Consider the following 17,834-nt stretch of genomic DNA (forward strand, 5'->3'; position numbering starts at 1 on the left):
CATACTGGCCGGGAAGGCATCATCGGCGGCGTCGGAAGGGTGGGGATGGCTGACGACTGCGGGACGGAAGCGGTGATCGGCAAGGACGGCCTGGATGCGTTGATCGCGGTCCTGGCCGGGCGTGGCCGGACGGTCGTGGGACCGACCGTCCGCGACGGGGCGATCGTCCTGTCCGAGATCGCGGGCGGTGCGGAACTCCCCTACGGCTGGGGAGTCGAGTTGGAGGCAGGCGTCTACCGGCTGCGTGCCCGCGAGGACGGCGCCGTGTTCGCGCACAGCGCGGGTCCTCAGTCCTGGAAGACGTTTCTGCATCCGCCGCGGGAGAGGCAGTGGACTGCCGATCGCGACGCCGATGGTGAGCTGGTGGTGACCCAGGACCGGACAGCACCGTCGTCGTACGCCTTCCTCGGTGTGCGCCCCTGCGACCTGCGGGCCATCGCGATCCAGGACCGGGTGCTGACGGGCGGGATGTTCGACGACCCGGCGTACCGTAGGCGTCGTGAGCGGGCCTTCCTGGTGGCGGCGGAGTGTACCGAGCCGGGTGCCACCTGCTTCTGCGTGTCCATGGGCACCGGGCCGGCCGTGGGGCCCGGCTACGACCTGGCGCTGACGGAGGTGCTCGATTCCGACGGCCACCGCTTCCTGGTGCGGATCGGGAGCGAGGAGGGAGAGTCGGTCCTGGCCGAGCTGCCCCACGGTTCCGCCGACGCCGCGACTCGGACCGCGGCGCGTGAGCGTGTCGCCGACGCGGCGGATCGCATGGGCCGCAGCATGCCGTTGGTGGACCTGCAGATGCTGATGCGCGAGACTCTCACGGCCGAGCGCTGGGACGACGTCGCGGCCCGCTGCCTGACCTGCGGAAACTGCACCATGGTCTGCCCGACCTGCTTCTGCACCACCACCGAGGACGTCACAGACCTCACCGGCGAACATGCCGAGCGATGGCGGCGCTGGGAGTCCTGCTTCGACCTGGATTTCTCCCACCTGCAGGCGGGTCCGGTCCGCAACTCCTCGCGAAGCCGGTACCGGCAGTGGGCCACCCACAAACTCGGCACCTGGTACGACCAGTTCGACAGCTCCGGGTGCGTCGGCTGCGGGCGCTGCATCGTGTGGTGCCCGGTCGGTATCGACATCACCGAGGAGGCCCATGCGCTGAGCCTGGAACGGGAGGCCGCCCGGCAGGAGTCGGGGGAGGGCCCGCAATGACCGTTGTTCGCCACGGGTTTCTCGGGGCCCTGTCGCCCGGCCACCGTGAGCGGCTGGTCACGTTCGCCCACGACGTCTCCTTCCCCGGTGGCACCCGCATCTTCGACGAGGGCGGTGTCGCCGACCGGTTCTGGATCATCCGTTCCGGGCTCGTTGCGCTCGACGTTCACGTCCCGGCCCGGCACGAGGCAGTCCTGGAGACCCTTGGTGAAGGTGATCTGCTGGGCTGGTCCTGGCTGTTCGAGCCGTACCGCTGGCACCTCGGTGCGCAGGCCCGCAGCACCGTGTCGGCGTCAGAGTTCGACGCGGAGCGGGTCCGAGCCGCGTGCGAGAAGGATCCGTCGTTCGGCATGGCGTTGACCAACTGCGTTGCGCAGGTGATCGCACGGCGGCTGAAGTCCACCCGAATCCGTCTGCTCGACCTGTACGGGCCCCCCGACGCCGGTGAGTCGTGATCACGGCTTCCGCAACTGCTCGGCTGGGAACCGTCCCTATTCCGTTCCGGGTGGTGGAACGTGAGGCCGAGACGCCCGACACCGCCACGATCGTCCTGGAACCGGTCCGCTCGACCCTGCAGCCCTTCACTCCTGGGCAGTTCGCGATGGTGTACGCCTTCGGCATCGGCGACATCCCGTTGTCGGTCTCCGGAATCGACGGGCACCGGCTGACGCACACCGTCCGCACGGTCGGAGCGGTCTCCGCCGCGCTGCACAAGCTGCGGACTGGTGACACGGTCGGAGTGCGCGGACCGTTCGGCACCGGCTGGAAACTACCCGCCGCAGTTGGGAACGACCTGCTCGTCGTAGCCGGAGGTATCGGTCTGGCGCCGCTGCGCCCGCTCGTACGCGACGCGCTCGCCACCCCCGAGCGCTACGGACGGCTGAACGTTCTCATCGGAGCGCGCACTCCCCACGAGCTGCTCTACGCCGAGGACGTTCGCGGCTGGCAGTCGGCTGCCCGGGTCTTGACCACCGTGGACCGCGCGGATCCGCTGTGGCAGGGCGAGGTCGGCGTCGTCACGACCCTGCTGGACCGGGCCGCCTTCGGTCCCGCGGCGTCGGCGGCGTTCATCTGCGGCCCCGAGCCGATGATTCGCGCCACCGCCGGCGAACTGGTGCACCGCGGCGTCGATCCGGAGCTGATTCGGGTCTCGCTGGAACGCAATGTGCACTGTGCCACTGGCCACTGCGGGCACTGCCAGCTCGGCCCCCTCCTGCTCTGCCGCGACGGCCCCGTCGTCAGCTGGAGCAAGGCCCAACCCCTCCTCATGGTCCGGGAGTTGTGACATGACCGCGAGCGATCGTCCGAAACTCGCCGTCTGGAAGTTCGCCTCCTGCGACGGATGCCAGCTCACTTTGCTGGACTGCGAGGACGAACTACTCGGCATCGCCGAGAGGGTGGACATCTCACACTTCCTGGAGGCTTCCAGCGCCGACGCGCCGGGCCCTTACGACCTGTCGCTGATCGAGGGATCGGTCACCACCCAGCAGGACGTCGACCGGGCCCAGCACATCCGGGCCGTCTCCAAGCGGTTGGTGACCATCGGGGCGTGCGCGACCGCAGGCGGCGTCCAGGCACTGCGCAACTACGCGGACGTCGCTGACTTCCAGGCTGCCGTCTATGCCAGACCGGACTACATCGAGACCCTCGCCACATCCACACCCATCAGCGCCCATGTCCCGGTGGACTTCGAACTGCGCGGCTGCCCCATCGACCGAGGCCAACTGGTGGAGGTCATCACCGCCTACCTGGCCGAACGCAAACCCGACGTACCCGCGCACAGCGTCTGCTTCGAGTGCAAGCAGCGCGGCACCGTCTGCGTGACGGTCGCCCACGGCACACCCTGCCTGGGTCCGGTCACCCACGCCGGATGCGGTGCGATCTGCCCCGCGTACGGGCGCGGCTGTTACGGCTGCTTCGGCCCGTCCAACTCGACCAACTTCCCCTCGTTCATTCCCCTCCTGCGCCGCGATGGCATGGACACCCTCGACGTGGTGCGGGTGCTGCGAACCTTCAATACCGCCGCTCCTGAGTTCGACACGGCCTCCCGGAAGGAACTGGAAGAGTGACCCACCGCGGCTCAAGGGTGTTGAAAGTCGGATCGCTCGCCCGCGTCGAGGGTGAGGGCGCACTATATCTGCGCATGGACGGCAGCGAGGTCGCAGAGGCCCGGCTGGCGATCTACGAACCGCCACGCTTCTTCGAGGCGTTCCTGCGCGGACGCTCCTACGCCGAGCCGCCCGACATCACCTCCCGAGTGTGCGGGATCTGCCCGGTCGCGTACCAGATGAGCGCCTGCCGAGCGATCGAGGACGCCTGCGGCGTCGTCGTGGACGGGCAGCTGGCGGCGCTGCGCCGGCTGCTCTACTGCGGTGAATGGATCGAGAGCCAGACGCTACACATCTACCTTCTCCACGCGCCCGACTTCTTCGGCTGTGACAGCGTCATTGACATGGCTCGCACCCGGCGTGCCGACATTGAACGCGGCCTGCGGCTCAAGCAGGCCGGCAACGCGATCCTGGAACTACTGGGCGGCCGGGCGATCCACCCGGTCAATGTCCGACTCGGTGGCTTCCACCGCATCCCCACCGCGAACGAACTGCGCCCGCTGGCCGACAGGTTGCGCCGGGCCCGGGACGACGCGGCCCAAACCGTTCGTTGGGTGGCCGGTTTCGAGTTCCCTGACGCCGGTTGTGACAACGACCTGTTCGCTCTGTCCGAGCCCGGCACCTACGCCATCGAGTCCGGCACCCCGACCGTCATGCCTGCGCCGCACGCTGGCTACCTTCCCCCCGAATCCGACCGCGCGCTGCCCACTCGTACCTTTGGGGTCCACGATTTCGGCGCCCACGTCGCCGAGAGCCAGGTACCCCACTCCACCGCCCTGCACTCCCTGCTGGACAACCGCCGCCATCTCACCGGCTCCCTCGCCCGGTACGCCATCAGCGGCCGCTGGCTGTCCCCGATCGCCCTCCAGGCCGCCCACGACGCCGGACTCGGCGACCCCCGGCAGGGCACCGTCTGTCGAAACCCCTTCCGCAGCATCATCGTCCGAGCGGTTGAGGTGCTCTATGCGGTCGACGAGGCACTGCGGATCATCGACGCCTACGAACCCCCGCCGCGCCCCTACGTCGACGTGCCCTCACGAGCCGGTACCGGGCATGGAGCGACTGAGGCGCCGCGCGGTCTCTTGTACCACCGTTACACCCTCGACGCCGAAGGAACCGTCACCGACGCCAGCCTTGTCCCGCCGACCGCACAGAACCTGGGTGCGGTCGAGGAGGACCTCCGCCGAATCGTGCAGGAACGCCTGGGAGACGGCGATCCCACCGACGCGGAGCTGACCGCCCTGTGCGAACGGGCGGTCCGCAATCACGACCCGTGCATCTCATGCTCGGCCCACTTCCTCAATCTCACCGTCGAGCGGACCTGAAAGCCGAACGAGGGAGGTGCGCGAATCGGCACGCCAGCTCACCGGCCCGCCGTAGGTCGACGCGTCGACGTGGCTCGTGGGGCCGTACGGCAACAGTCGCCCCCGCACCTGGGTGGAGGTCAGCCGTGCCCGCGAACCGGGCAGACAGCAGGGAATGCCGCACGGCACGCATCGGGGCCGCGAACGCATCCCGAGCCCGTCGGACATCGGGCGGAAGCGCCACGGCCGACGTTGCGCAGTGGCGGAACTCTTTCTGTCCACCAGTTGGGGCGGCTGCCCTCGACGCCCTTCAACCGGGCGCGGCGAGGCCGCCCGAAGCGGAGTCAGTTCTTCCGGCGCGGAGCAGTTGGTTGCCGAGGTCGATCAGGGCCCGGCCGGCGGCGAACTCGTCGCCGATCTCGGGAACGGGTGTGTCGTTTGGGTTGCGCTGCGCGGAGCTGCGACTCCGAAGGGTGGTGTCACCGGTGTCTAGGACGGCGTGAACCTTGGTGAGGTCACCTTCCTCGAAGAGGTCCAGGCGCACGCTCCACTGCTTGCTGTGTGGCTTCTCGGTGCTGGTGTGCAAGGTCATGGCCAAGACTTCCCTTGAATGGTCCAGCCTGCGGGGGGCTCGGCCGCCGTCGGCACGCCGGGTTCCCACGGCGGCGAGGCACGACCGATGCCCGGATTCGGCGCGACAACGATCCTTCTCGAATTGCTCCGGTCTCCATACTGCGCCGTGCGGGCTGTCCCGGGCTTGGGCCTACTGGCCCTGCCGGGAGCGCCGGACGGGTCCGTCCGGCCCGCCCTGTGCGCCCCCGGGGGGATGTGGCTGACTGGCCGGCGACCGGGGCCCATCCGGCTCTACACCGGCGGTCAAGGCCGTGGGACCGTGGTGGTGACAGGGAACGTGACAGGACAGCGGGCCCCGCGCCCGCGGCCCCCGGCAGCAACCGGGAAGTGAAACGCGATGTTTTGGTACGGCCACGGTGGTGGTTGGGGCTGGTTCGCGATGTCAGTGAACATGGTCCTGTTCTGGGTGGTGATCGTCGGCATCGGCGTGCTCATCTTCCGGGTCCTGGGCCGCACCCCCGAACACCCCCACACCCACATCCAGGCCGGGCCCTCGCCCGAGCAGCTGCTGGCCGAGCGGTTCGCCCGCGGCGAGATCGATGAGGAGGAGTACCAGCGGCGCCTGACGACCCTGTGCGCTTCCCCGCCTTCCACGAAACACGAATGACCCCGGCAGATGCCCTTGCCGACCAGTCGCATCAAGGACGCCGAGATCGCCACAGACAAGGGGAGCCGCCATAATTGTCCGTCCAACCGCGGTGCATCCACTCCGTCGGCGCAGCATCGACATCACCCCCGCAGGGTGCGCCTCATTCTCGTGATCCGCAGGGGCATGACAATAGGCCGCGCGGCGCTGTGCCTGGACCTGCTTCGCGGCGAAGGTCGGATCGCGGTCGTGGGATACGCATCGGGCGCACCGCGGAAGTGCCCCTCATTGCTCGGCGGCGGGACTGATGAGACGCCCCGTGAGGCGCGTGGGCCGGATCGACACCCACATGTCGCGTTCGCCCCCCGCCCAAGGCTTGGTATGGGCGCGAGTTGCTAGCCGACGCACTGCGTCGGGCTCTGTAACAACCCGCGCAGGGCCGACTACGAGCACGCTCCAGCCCTGGCTCATGGCCTCATCCACATGGTCGACCTCGAATGCGACATCCGTTCCGACAGCCGCTGCGGGCACCGAGTCAGGCGCGGTCCGGAAAACGATCACGTCATCGATGACCTCGTAGTTCACCGGGATGACGGCTGGGCCATCGGGTGTCGACACCGCGACTCGCCCCACGCCATGTGTGGAAAGCCGGGCTCGGCATTCGTCGGGGCCGAGGTCCCGCAGCCGGGGGTGCGTGACCGCCCGACCTCGGCCTGGCGGCAGGTCGATACCGCCTCCGCGCAGGACTGCGACGCTGGTTCGCAGCACGCTGGCCAGTCTGATCAGACTCGCCACACTCGGGTCGGCCGGCCGTTCTTCGAGATAAGCCAGGTAGGCCGGCGCCATTCCGGCCAGGCGGGCAGCTTCTGCCCGGGTGAGCCCCTGGCGCTTGCGTTCGAAGGCCACGCGCCGACCGATGTCGCCAGGGTTGGGTGCCCTGCCGGGCCGGGTCCTGGCGGACTCGGTACCCGCCTCTTCCCTGCCCGGTTGACGGAACTCGTAGTCTCCCTCGGGCTCGTGTTCGACGTGATGGACATGCGCGTCGGGCCCGGGGAATACGAGAGTCACCGCGTCCGTATCCGACCAGCGCACGTCGTAGGGAGGGGTTCCGTCCTCGTGGTGGAGTCCGACAATCTCGCCGTCGCGCCTGGTAGCGCCGGTGACTGGGCTTTCGACCACAAGTTGATCGCCGAGGTGAGCTCGCATGATCGCCGCCGTTTCCTCACTATGTTGCTGTATCCAACGTGCCACGCGCGGCGTGCCGCCGCACGGGGTGAAACCCTGATTCCTCTCGGGCCGACGGGCCGGTCTCGGGCCTCGTGGCCCCAGACAGACCTGGGCGGCTCACCTGTGGGCGATTGGTTCCCGACGCGCTGCACACGTGCGCGTCACACCCCCGAAGGGAGAAGCATCATGCACCACCGAACGGTCGCAGAGCGGCACTGTCACGTTGGCTGGCTGAGTGAGATGATCTTCGGGTTGGTCACTGGTGGAGGGGATCGTCCGTGGAGGGCATCTCGCCGTCGTATAGGGGGCACCGGTGCCCGGTCGAGGTGATCTCGCACTGCGTGTGGCTGTACTTCCGCTTCCCGCTCAGCTACCGCGAGGTCGAGGAGCTGATGCTCCGGCGCGGTGTGATCGTCTCCCATGAGACCGTGCGCCGCTGGTGTCTGAAGTTCGGCCAGGCCTACGCTGACGGGCTGCGCCGCCGCCGGCCAAGGCCGGGGGATAAGTGGCATCTGGACGAAGTCTTCATCAAGGTCAGCGGTGAGCTGAAGTACCTGTGGCGGGCCGTCGACCAGGACGGCAACGTCCTCGAGATTCTCGTGCAGAACCGTCGGGACAAGGCCGCGGCCAGCCGTTTCTTCCGCCGCCTGATGAAGAAGACCCGGGCGGTGCCGCGGGTGGTCGTCACCGACAAGCTCCGCTTCTACAAAGCGGCCCACCGCGAGGCAATGCCGTCAGTCGAGCACCGTTCGCACAAGGGCCTGAACAACCGGGCCGAGAACAGCCACCAGCCCACCAGGCAACGCGAACACGCGATGAAAGGCTTCCGCTCCGTCGGCGCAGCGCAGCGGTTCCTGTCCGCATTCAGCGGCATCTCACCCCACTTCCGCACCTGGCGACACCTCCGCACCGCCACCGAACACCGCTTCGAGATGACCATCCGCTTCACCCTCTGGGACCACGTCACCGAGAACATCAGCCTGGCCGCTGCGGCCTGAACAGGCGCCCAAACCACACCCCAGCACGCCCCGAAACCCCATCACCCAGCCACCCCGCCATCAACGTGACAATGCCCGCCGGGGTGCTCACAGGAACACCACTTCACGGGGACGCAGATGGTGAGCGAGCGCGCTCACCGAAAGGTTCCGAGCATCCCGCGAGAATCATCCGTCAGCGCGAGTGGCGGAGCACTGGGTCGGACCTCACCCTCGCCTCTGCTCGGTCGGTGGCTCGGGCACGGGATCGCTGCCGTGCGAATCGGCCTGTGCGGAAAGTGCAGGGTGCATCCGGGGATTCCCGGGCGCCTGCACGGGCGTTCTCCCGCCGAGCGTACAACACGCTCCCGGCACCTATGAACTGGACGCCGCCACCTGTCGATGAGGTCCTTGAAGGGTCCGGTTGACGGCTCCTCAGATCGATGTGAGAGATTGTCACTCCACTTATGAAGTGCCGATTGGCGGATCGGTGGCGAGAGGGATGGCGGATGGCAGATGCGGGGTCGAAAGGTCGTGTCAACCCGCTGTTGCGGCAGCCGTGTTGGGCGCATAAGGCGCCATAGCAGGCGTCCGGGGAGGCGAAGGTCCGGTGGTAGCATCCTGGCATCTGTGATCTTGATCCATTTGACGCAGATGCTGATTTGCGATCGGCGGCATGCTCTCCGCTTAACAACAGGTGAACCGTACCGATCAGCTGTGTTGCGGGTCCTCGCGAGGTGTATCCGCAGCCGTCCGCATGCCATGCACCTGGAAAGGTTTCCATGAATCGAGACACACTTGCGTGGTGCTTGGTTGTGGTGGCGGCGATAGCCGTTGTCGCGGTCGTGGCACTCGTCGCCCGCAACAGAGCGCTGGGGGCGAAGAAGCAGCATACCGAAGCCGAACTGAGGCGCCAGCTAGCCACGACAGAGAGCCACCTGCACTCGTCGCGCGCCGAGCTGCAGACGTTCCGGAACGAGCAGGACGCCACGCTCCGCGAGGCGAAGGAAGCGGCGGAGGAGAACACAAAGGCCGTCCTCAAGGGCGCCGCTAGCTTCCTGCAGAGCCTCGCGGCCGAGCAGACGACACTTCTGGATGGCATCCAGCACAAGTACGGCGGACACGCCGTCCTCAGCGACCTGTTGGACGTCAACCACGCCAACGCCCAGATGGCGCGCAAGGCTCAGGGCATCGCCGTCATGTGCGGTGCGCCCCTCGGCCGCCGCAACAAGCCCGCCAGCGTCTACGACGTGGTGCGCAGTGCCCAGGGACAGATCCGCAACTTCCACCGAGTCACCATCATGCAGCAGACCGGTCTTGCCCTGAAGGCGTCCGCGGTCGCGCCCGTCGCACTCGCTGTGGCGGAGCTGCTTGATAACGCTGCCAGCTTCTCGCAGCACGACGCGCCGATCGAGGTGACGTTCCAGCGCGTCCAGAACAACCTGTGCATCGTCATCGACGACGCCGGTGTCAGCATGAACGACGAAGAGCGGCAGCGGGCGACCGCGCTGCTCTCCGGAGAAGTCGCCCCCCGTCTGTCGCAGCTCGGGACTCATCCGAAGTTCGGCTTCCCGGTCGTCGGCCTGATCGCGCGTCAGCACGGTTTCAGGGTGGACGTCACCGGAGTCTCCCGATACGGCGGCGTCAGGGCCGTTGTCCTCTTGCCCGAGGAGCTGTGGACCATGGAGGAGATACCGCCCGCCCAGGAGGCTCCGGTCAGCAATATCCGGCCCGCCACCGAGAGCCGGCCCCAGAGCGCAACGTCGCGCACCATGCACGGTCTGCCCAAGCGCGGCGCACGCCAGGCACCCATCGCGAGCGTCCCCGATCACGACACCACCTCACCGGCGCCGCGGACCCCGGGGGAGACAGGCCGCACTTCCGGGCGCAGCCTGGGGGCCTTCCAGCGCGGCACGCTCTCCGGCCGCAACCTTGACGCCACCTCGCTCGAAGGGTCCGAAGACGCATGACCGCAGACCTGTCGTGGATGCTTGAGGACATCGTGCACAACGTGCCCCGTGCACGGCACGCCGTCCTGCTGTCCGCGGACGGCCTTCCTCGCGGCGCGACGGAAGGCCTGGCCGAGAAGGATGTGCGCACCATCTCCGCCGCCATGGCCGGGATGCAGTCGCTCAGCCGGGCGACGGCCCACTTCGCCGGACCGGAGGAGGACCCGCAGTGGAACCAGACCATCATCGAGTTCTCGCATGGCTGGAGCTTCCTGATCGGGGCAGGGCAGGGCGCCTACCTCGCCGCCGCAGCCGCGCCCGATGTGGACATGCAGCAGATCTCCTTCCGCATGCACCGCCTTGTCGCCCGGCTGGGCAACAACCTCACCTCGCCGCCGAGGGTGAGGGCCGAGGACGCCGGAGGTGCGCGGGGGAGCGCCCCCCGGCAGCAGAGCTCCGATGACGCGGGATTCGTCCTTGGCGAGCTCGACCAGGTGATGTCCGAGGTCAAGGGTGCCCGCCACGCGGTGCTGCTCGGATCGGAGGGCCTTCCCCGCGGGACGACCAGCGGGATGAGCCGCGACCTCGCGGACACGATCTCCGCGGCCATGACGGGCATCCACGCCTACAGCCGGGTCACCTCCCAGTTCGCGGGGGTCCTTGAGGACGCGGAATGGCGTCAGACGGTCATCGAGTTCCAGCACGGCTGGATCTTCCTGATGGCGGCCGGCCCCGGTGCCCTCCTGGCCGCTGCCGCCGAACACGAATGCGACATAGAGGAGTTCACCACGCGTCTGCACGAGGCGGTTCCCAGACTGACCGCGGCGGCGACACCGGGGAAGGGGACAGGCCATGCCTGACGGGCCCGAACAGGATGAAGAGCTGGAACTGACGTCTCCGTTAGTCCCTCTCTTCGTGATCACGAACGGACGAGCGCTGCCCCCGGACCACGAGTACGAGCATACGACGCTCGTGACGGCGGCGGCAGAGGACGGACCGGTCGCGGCGCACACGCTGTCCCCGGAAGTGGGGCAGGTCATGGACCTGGTCGCGAACGGCTTCCTGTCCGTGGCCGAGGTTGCAGGGCACACGCACCTGCCCCTGGGCATCGTCCGCATCCTGCTGGCGCAGTTGGAAGAGGACAGTCTCATCCTCGTGAGGAGACCGATACCTCGCGCCGAACGTGTCGACAGAGAACTGGTCAGCGCCGTGCTTGAGGGCCTGAAGAATCGATTCGGAGCGTAGCGTGTACCTGGATCCAGATGTCTCCCACGCAGTGAAGATCCTCATAGTGGGGCATTTCGGGGTCGGCAAGACCACCTGCATCGGCAGTCTCTCCGAGATCGAGCCCCTACGGACCGAGGAAGAGATCACCGAGGCCAGCGTGGGCTTCGATGACCTTTCGGGCACCCCCGACAAGAAGACCACCACCGTCGCCATGGACTTCGGCCGGCTCACCCTCAGCGACACCCTGGTGCTCTACCTCTTCGGAACGCCCGGCCAGGAGCGCTTCAAGGAGATGTGGGAGGAGCTCTCCCGAGGCGCCCTGGGCGCGCTGGTCCTAGTCGACCCGGAGCGACTGCACGAGTCCTTCCCCGTCCTGGACCTCGTCGAACGTTTCGGCCTGACGTACGCCATCGCCGTGAACCACTTCGAGGGCACCGCGGACTACCCGCTCGACGAGGTGCGCGAGGCCCTGAACCTCACCGTCGAGACCCCCGTCGTGGAATGCGACGTACGGGACGAGAACTCCTCGGCGCAGGCCCTCATCACCCTCGTGAAACACCTCATGTCCCAACTCGGCTAGGAGCGCAGCAATGCAACAGCCACTTGAACCGCAGCAGATACCCCCCGGCTGCCCCGCGCACGGGAACGTCCAGATGTACGGCCCCTCGTTCGGAGCCGACCCCGACAGCCACTACACGCATCTGCGTTCGTTCGGTCCCAGTGCGCCCGTGGACATCGCCCCCGACGTCCAGGCCGAGCTCGTCACCAGCTACGACGCCGCTCTGCACATCCTGCAGAACCCCGCCTCCTTCGTGCGCGACTCCCGCCGCTGGAACGCCCTCAACGAAGGGCGCGTCCCGGCCGACAGCCCGGCACTGCCCATGATGGGTTACCGCCCCAACGCTCTCTTCAGTGACGGTGCGGCACATGCCCGACTGCGTCAGGCCGTTACCGACAGTCTCGCCACGGTCAACGAGCACCAGCTCATCAGGCAGACACAGCAGTCCGCCACCTACCTGATCAGCCAGTTCAGTACCGACATCCGCGGCCAGGCGGAGCTGATGGCCGAGTATGCCCAGCCGCTGCCTCTGCTGGTCTTCAGCAACCTGTTCGGCTGCCCGCCCGAGATCGGCGACCGCGTGATCGCCGGGATCAGCGGCATCTTCGAGGGCACACCCGGGGCCGACGAGGTGCTCGGCGGGGCGCTCACCGAGCTGATCGCCCTCAAGCGGCGGCGCCCGGCAGTCGACCTCACGACTCGTCTGATGGAGCACCCGGCCCAGCTGAGCGACGAGGAGGTGCTGCACCAGCTGGTCACCCTGCTCTCCGGTGGCACTGCGCCGCTGGCCGCGGCCATCGGCACCAGTAGCGCCCTGTACCTCGGAGAGGACTGGCAGGTCGGCCTCCCGGTCGAGGACGCGGTCTCCCAGACCCTCTGGAACTACGCGCCGATCGCCAACTACGCGGCCCACTACCCGACTCACGACGTCGAGCTCGGCGGCAGGGTGATCCGGGCCAACGACCCGATCCTGATCTCGTTCGCCGCGGCCAACACCGACCCGAAGCTGACCGAACACCGCGAACAGCTCAGCGCCAAGGCGCACCTGGCGTTCGGAGCGGGCCCGCACGCCTGCCCCGCCAAGGACCCGGCTTTCATGATCGCCGTGACTGCCGTCGAAGCACTGCTCAACCGGCTTCCCGACGTCGAGATGCGTGTCCCGTTCAAGGCGCTTACCTGGGTGCCGAGCCCGTGGAGCCGCTCGCTGGTCACCCTCCCGATCCGCTTCACCCCGAGGGCTGTTCCCCAGGCAGCCGTGTCGGCCGAATCGAACGCGGGCCAGATGCCCCAGCAGCAAACAGCCGCCTCCTCGCCCTCCACCGCCGGACCCTCGCGTACGAACGCCGGTGCCGCGCTGCAGCCCAAGGGCGGCCTGTTCAGCCGCTTCCTGGCGTGGACCAGGGGCGAGTGAGGGAAGTGTGATTTTAGTAACCTCCTGAGTACTCAGGGGTAGCGGATGCTTTAACGATCTTGTGGGTATGCATGGCGGCTGGGTCTCAGAAAGGAGCCGCCACCATGGGCGTTGCCACAACTCCGTCGTACGACCGCCGGGCGTCCGCCTCCCTCTTCTCCCGTCTGCGGACGGCCAGAGGGCAGGCAGACCCCTTCCCGATATACGCCGAACTCCTCTCGCGGGGCGAGGTGGTGCCCGCCCCCTGGGGCGGCTCCGTCGTGACGGGCTTCGCCGCCTGCACCCAGGTCCTGCGCAGCCGTCAATGGCTGGAGCCCGACAGGAAATGGCGGGAGCGTCAGGGGCCCGGGACACGCTGGAACGCGCCCTCCTCACGCGAGATGAGCAACACGCTCGCCGCGCTCAACCCCCCGGACCACACCAAGGCGCGACAGGCGGCGGGCACCTTCGACCGAGCCACCGTGGAGCGCATCGGCCGCAATGTGAACCGGACCGCGAATCAGCTCCTCGACGCCTTCACGGAGCGAATACGCACTGGCGAGGCGGACTTCTCCGGGCTTGTCTGCGAGGAGCTGCCGGTGGCCACCATAGGTGACTGGCTCGGGCTGCCGCAGGCCGACTGGCCCAGGCTCCGGGAGTTGACACACGATCAGGTCTTCACCCAGGAGCTGCTGCCGTCGGCCAGTCAACTGGCATTGTCCGACGCGGCCACGGCCGAACTCCGCACCTATTTCATGGACCTGGTGCGTGATCGGCGCTCCCACCCAGGTGATGACCCCGTCACCCGGTGGATCCAGACGTGGGACGCGATCGAGCCCGACCAGGACAAGGCCGACGAGGCGGTCTACTTCCTGGTGTTGTTCGTCCTGCTGGCCGCCCTGGAAACCACCGCGACCCTCCTCTCGACGATGACACTCCGGCTCGTCGAAAGCCCGGAACGCTGGGACATGATCGCAGACAACCCGGGCCTCGTACCCGGGTTCGTGGAGGAGACGCTCCGCTACGACCCGCCCACCCACGTGATCAGCAGGATCGCCTCGCAGGACTCCGTGCTGGGAGGTGTCGAGATCCGCCGCGACGAAATGGTCCACCTCATGGTCGGAGCGGCGCACCGAGACCCGGCCAGACACAGCGACCCGGACCGGTTCGACCCCGAACGCACGCCCGGCCACCTCGCATTCAGTGGCGGCATCCACTACTGTCTCGGCGCGCCGCTGGCCCGCCTCGAAGCCCAGACCCTTCTCCGCCAACTGATCCGGCGCCTTCCTCGCCTCACCCTCGTACGCCCCCCGTCGATGGCGCCCCGTGTGGCGTTCCGGCGCCTGCTGAACCTGGACGTAGCCCTCGCATGACCGAATCGACCCCCACCCCCGCACACGCCCGGACCGCTCCCAAGGCGATACGTGCCGAGCAGGACGGCCCCGTACTGCATGTCCGCCTCAACCCCTGGGGACAGGACGACACGTTGGACGCCGCAGTCCTCGACGACCTCGCCACCCTGCTCGACGACCTCCACGAGAGACCCGACGTCCGGATCCTGACGCTGTCGTCACTGGGTACGGACTTCTGCCTGGGTGCCGACCGCAACGAGTACCAGGAGGTACTGGCCGCCGATCCGTCCGGAGTAAATCTGCGGCGCATCGCCGACAAGGCGCACCGCCTGTGCCAGGCCCTGGAGAACACTCACGCGGTCACCATCGCCCGGTTGCACGGGCGGGTCATCGGCGCGGGTCTCGCCCTCGCCTCCTTCTGCGATCTGCGCGCCGGTGCCGACACCAGCCGCTTTCGCATGCCGGAGGTCGGCATAGGGCTACCGCCGGCGTGGGGCGGGGCGATGGGACGCCTGATCTCCGAGGCCGGCACCTCCAGGATTCGCGAGCTCATGCTCACCTGCGACGTCTTCGACGCCGACACGGCCCACCGTATCGGTCTGCTCCACCGGACCGCCCCACTCGACCAGCTGGACAAGGTGATCGATTCCTGGACCAGGCCCCTCGTCCGACGCTCGCCCGAAGCACTCGTCCTGACCAAACGGATGCTGGCCGGCTACGCACGGGCGGACAGGATGGCAGACGTCTCCCTGCTCGACTCCCATCTCCTGGCAGCCACTCTCCACCAGCACGCAAGGGGCTGATCCTCCCAGGCTGATGCGAGCGTCCGGCCCGCCACGGACCGCCGAGGCATAGGGACGGCCGGGTGCCTCGGCGCGTGTGGCGGGCACAGTGCGCGCGGCGAGGTACCCGGCCACTCACGATCGGGTCGGGCACCTCGCGCTGCGCTCGCAGCCCCAGCGGCTAGTACTCCAGCCGGACCTCTTCATCAGCGCTGGTCAACGGCTTGGGCGTGGAGAGTGTAGCGGGCTGGAGTGAGGGTGGGACGGTCTTTGCCGGGCCGTCGCATGAACGTGTGGCCGCGCCGCTTGTAGTGGCAACGTTCCGGGCAGTCCGCCCGTATGAACATGCATCAACGAACGTGGGGGCAATCGCGCGGCGACCTGAGAGACCTCTGAAGAGGTTGCCCGAACTACGATGAGCCCCAGCACGGTCCCGGGTCTTCAGGTACACCACCTTCCGCGCGCGAAATTGGAGGCACCTTGAAGCTCTTGCTTACGTCAGGTGGCGTCACGAACCCAAGCATCCACTCGGCGCTCGTGCAGCTTCTCGGCAAGCCGATCGCCGAGTGCCACGCCCTCTGTGTCCCGACAGCACAGTGGGGTCACCCGATGTGCGGTCCGACATCGGTGCGGGGCTTCGTAGCCGCCGAACCCGAGGGGCTGCACCTATCCGGCCTGGGCTGGGCGTCGCTCGGTGTCCTCGAGCTCACCGCACTGCCCACCATCGGCGCGGAGCGATGGGTCCCCTGGCTCCGGGAGGCCGACGTGCTCCTGGTCGACGGCGGCGACGCGACGTACCTGAGCCACTGGATGCGGGAGTCCGGGCTGGCCGATCTGCTGCCTTCGCTGCCCGACACGGTCTGGGTGGGAGTGAGTGCCGGAAGCATGGTGATGACGCCCCGGATCGGAGCGTACTTCGTCGAGTGGCCGTCCGCGCCGGACGACCGCACCCTGGGAGTCGTCGACTTCTCGATCTTTCCGCACCTGGACGCCTTCCCGCAGAACACCCTGGCGGACGCAGAGCGGTGGGCCGCCGACATCGGCGTTCCGGCCTACGCCATCGACGAACAGACGGCCATCAAGGTCGTCGACGGCTCCGTCGAGGTGGTCTCCGAAGGGCAATGGACGAAGTTCGGGTCATAGCCGCCCGGCATTCGTGACGTCGCACCGTTGGACGTGACCTTGTCGCCTTGCAGCACTTCCACCTCGTGTTCTTGGTGAGGTGCCTGCACCTTGCAAGATCGGGCGGTGACCGCACGGCGAAGAGCAGTCCCTGACCGGTGGCAATCGTTGCTCCGCGAGGTGGCGATCCTCGTCGCGGGTCGGTTCGCGCCGGGGTGAACCCCAGTCGAGGACAGGAGAGTTCGCGACCGGATTCTCTCTTGCGTGAAATGAACGAACCGCCGGCCGCTGGTTGACAGGCTGACCGACGGCCGAGGCTCCCACGCGATGCTGATCGCGCGTCCTGCTGAAAAGCAGCTGGTCCTGGCCACTATGACACGAACCGGACTAGTGGCACGATAGTCGCACAAGCAGTATCAACGGTCGATACGTGTTTCCTGGGGCGCCCATGAACATTCGGCTCCACTTCCGACTCTTCGCTGCAACGGCCGGGACCGGCCTGGTGCTCACCGCCTGCGGGAGTTCCGGCTCGCCCCCGAGCGCGTCAGGATCGCCGTCCGCCGCACCGGGCACATCGTCGCCGTCGCGGTCGGCCACCGTCTCCGTACCGTCAGGCCCCTCGGCGATCACCCCACCGGGCACGCCGGCGCCGACCACGCCGGGGCCCGGGGGCGGCGCGCCGCCGCTCGGTTCTGGGCGCTTCCAGCCGATGTGGCCCTTCACCACGCTCGCCGAAGCCCGGGCGTGGGAGCGTGACTTCCACTCCGCCGGCCACCAGCCCTGGCATCTCGACCCTGACGAGACCGCACTGTCTTTCACCCAGGGCTACCTGGGCTTCCAGGACATCGGCCGCGTCACCGCGCACACCGTCAGAGGTCCGGACGCCCGCATCGGCGTCGGGCTGAGCAGGCCCGCGGGAGTCACGGGCACTGCGGCGGTCATCCACCTCGTGCGGTACGGCACCGGCCCGGATGCCCCGTGGGAGGTCGTGGGCACCGACGACACGACGTTCTCCCTGACCATTCCCGGATACGGGTTGATCGTCCGCTCCCCCCTGCTGACCGGCGGGCGGATCACCGGCGTGGACGAGGGAATCCGCATACAGGTGCGCCAGCCGTCGTCCGCGGCACCGCTAGGCACCTCCTGCTGCACCGCGGCAGGCGGCAACGGCCGCCACTGGAAAGAGTCTGTGTCCTTCTCCGGCGCCGACGACCCGGTGCTCACGGTCGTCGCGTCCACCGGCGGGCACATCGCCGAAGTCGAACGCTTCACAGTCACCGCGGTGCGCACCGGCTGACCGGTTCACGGGCTCACGAAGTGCGGCTGGAGTACTAGTACTCCAGCAGTACTTTGTGGCTTGACCTGGGGAAACGTCGAGCGGTGGGAGTGTAGCGGGCAGGTTGCCGTCACGGACG

The 17,834-nt window shown here is 68.0% G+C and carries 18 protein-coding genes; 16 read left to right on the top strand and 2 right to left on the bottom strand.

Going from position 1 to position 17,834, the window contains the following annotated elements:
- Positions 1 to 45: 45 nt before the first annotated feature.
- The 5 genes from ACWCP8_RS37070 to ACWCP8_RS37090 are packed head-to-tail and all read left to right on the top strand — an operon-like array spanning position 46 to position 4,639.
- Positions 46 to 1,206 (top strand): 4Fe-4S dicluster domain-containing protein, encoded by a 1,161-nt coding sequence (locus ACWCP8_RS37070; RefSeq protein WP_451120741.1) that lies wholly within the window; start codon positions 46 to 48, stop codon positions 1,204 to 1,206.
- Complete coding sequence (locus ACWCP8_RS37075; RefSeq protein WP_356003076.1) at positions 1,203 to 1,661, top strand: Crp/Fnr family transcriptional regulator; 459 nt, start codon at positions 1,203 to 1,205, stop codon at positions 1,659 to 1,661. Before ACWCP8_RS37070 ends, ACWCP8_RS37075 begins: the two co-directional genes overlap by 4 nt.
- Before the next feature lie 23 nt (positions 1,662 to 1,684).
- Positions 1,685 to 2,491 (top strand): FAD/NAD(P)-binding protein, encoded by an 807-nt coding sequence (locus tag ACWCP8_RS37080; RefSeq protein WP_451120765.1) that lies wholly within the window; start codon positions 1,685 to 1,687, stop codon positions 2,489 to 2,491.
- Between the two features lies 1 nt (position 2,492).
- Positions 2,493 to 3,275 (top strand): NADH-quinone oxidoreductase subunit B family protein, encoded by a 783-nt coding sequence (locus tag ACWCP8_RS37085; RefSeq protein ID WP_451120743.1) that lies wholly within the window; start codon positions 2,493 to 2,495, stop codon positions 3,273 to 3,275.
- Positions 3,272 to 4,639 carry a Ni/Fe hydrogenase subunit alpha gene (locus ACWCP8_RS37090; protein ID WP_451120745.1) on the top strand — a complete coding sequence of 456 codons (1,368 nt, stop codon included), beginning with the start codon at positions 3,272 to 3,274 and terminating at the stop codon, positions 4,637 to 4,639. Before ACWCP8_RS37085 ends, ACWCP8_RS37090 begins: the two co-directional genes overlap by 4 nt.
- A 289-nt stretch (positions 4,640 to 4,928) precedes the next feature.
- Here ACWCP8_RS37090 and ACWCP8_RS37095 read toward each other — a convergent pair whose 3' ends face one another.
- Positions 4,929 to 5,210 (bottom strand): dsRBD fold-containing protein, encoded by a 282-nt coding sequence (locus ACWCP8_RS37095; RefSeq protein WP_356003064.1) that lies wholly within the window; start codon positions 5,208 to 5,210, stop codon positions 4,929 to 4,931.
- Between the two features lie 420 nt (positions 5,211 to 5,630).
- On the opposite strand from ACWCP8_RS37095, the gene ACWCP8_RS37100 reads away from it, so the two are divergent.
- Entirely contained in the window at positions 5,631 to 5,858 is a 228-nt protein-coding gene (locus ACWCP8_RS37100; protein WP_451120747.1) for an SHOCT domain-containing protein, read from the top strand.
- Between the two features lie 264 nt (positions 5,859 to 6,122).
- Here ACWCP8_RS37100 and ACWCP8_RS37105 read toward each other — a convergent pair whose 3' ends face one another.
- Positions 6,123 to 7,043, bottom strand: a complete 921-nt coding sequence (locus ACWCP8_RS37105) for a DUF1918 domain-containing protein (protein ID WP_451120749.1) — start codon at positions 7,041 to 7,043, stop codon at positions 6,123 to 6,125.
- A gap of 299 nt (positions 7,044 to 7,342) precedes the next feature.
- Here ACWCP8_RS37105 and ACWCP8_RS37110 point away from each other — a divergent pair, with 299 nt between their 5' ends.
- From ACWCP8_RS37110 to ACWCP8_RS37155, 10 genes are all read left to right on the top strand, one after another.
- Entirely contained in the window at positions 7,343 to 8,062 is a 720-nt protein-coding gene (locus tag ACWCP8_RS37110; protein WP_451120751.1) for an IS6 family transposase, read from the top strand.
- A 758-nt stretch (positions 8,063 to 8,820) separates the two neighbouring features.
- Positions 8,821 to 10,008 (top strand): ATP-binding protein, encoded by a 1,188-nt coding sequence (locus ACWCP8_RS37115; protein ID WP_451120753.1) that lies wholly within the window; start codon positions 8,821 to 8,823, stop codon positions 10,006 to 10,008.
- A complete protein-coding gene (locus ACWCP8_RS37120; protein ID WP_451120755.1) occupies positions 10,005 to 10,847 on the top strand; it encodes a roadblock/LC7 domain-containing protein in 843 nt (280 codons plus the stop codon). The genes ACWCP8_RS37115 and ACWCP8_RS37120 overlap by 4 nt, the downstream gene beginning before the upstream one ends.
- Positions 10,840 to 11,232 carry a DUF742 domain-containing protein gene (locus ACWCP8_RS37125; protein ID WP_352272346.1) on the top strand — a complete coding sequence of 131 codons (393 nt, stop codon included), beginning with the start codon at positions 10,840 to 10,842 and terminating at the stop codon, positions 11,230 to 11,232. Before ACWCP8_RS37120 ends, ACWCP8_RS37125 begins: the two co-directional genes overlap by 8 nt.
- A 1-nt stretch (position 11,233) precedes the next feature.
- Entirely contained in the window at positions 11,234 to 11,794 is a 561-nt protein-coding gene (locus ACWCP8_RS37130) for a GTP-binding protein (RefSeq protein ID WP_352272348.1), read from the top strand.
- Between the two features lie 10 nt (positions 11,795 to 11,804).
- Positions 11,805 to 13,184: a cytochrome P450 gene (locus tag ACWCP8_RS37135; RefSeq protein ID WP_451120757.1), complete on the top strand. Its 1,380-nt coding sequence runs from the start codon at positions 11,805 to 11,807 to the stop codon at positions 13,182 to 13,184.
- 104 nt (positions 13,185 to 13,288) lie between these two features.
- The gene (locus ACWCP8_RS37140; RefSeq protein ID WP_352272352.1) at positions 13,289 to 14,536 is read left to right on the top strand and encodes a cytochrome P450; all 1,248 of its coding nucleotides are present in this window, start codon (positions 13,289 to 13,291) and stop codon (positions 14,534 to 14,536) included.
- On the top strand, positions 14,533 to 15,318 hold the full coding sequence (locus tag ACWCP8_RS37145) for an enoyl-CoA hydratase/isomerase family protein (protein ID WP_451120759.1): 786 nt from the start codon (positions 14,533 to 14,535) through the stop codon (positions 15,316 to 15,318). Before ACWCP8_RS37140 ends, ACWCP8_RS37145 begins: the two co-directional genes overlap by 4 nt.
- A 459-nt stretch (positions 15,319 to 15,777) precedes the next feature.
- Positions 15,778 to 16,440, top strand: a complete 663-nt coding sequence (locus ACWCP8_RS37150) for a Type 1 glutamine amidotransferase-like domain-containing protein (protein ID WP_313940999.1) — start codon at positions 15,778 to 15,780, stop codon at positions 16,438 to 16,440.
- Positions 16,441 to 17,128: 688 nt separating this feature from the next.
- The gene (locus ACWCP8_RS37155; protein WP_451120761.1) at positions 17,129 to 17,716 is read left to right on the top strand and encodes a hypothetical protein; all 588 of its coding nucleotides are present in this window, start codon (positions 17,129 to 17,131) and stop codon (positions 17,714 to 17,716) included.
- Positions 17,717 to 17,834 lie beyond the last annotated feature (118 nt).

The sequence above is a fragment of the Streptomyces sp. NPDC002206 genome, assembly GCF_053593595.1.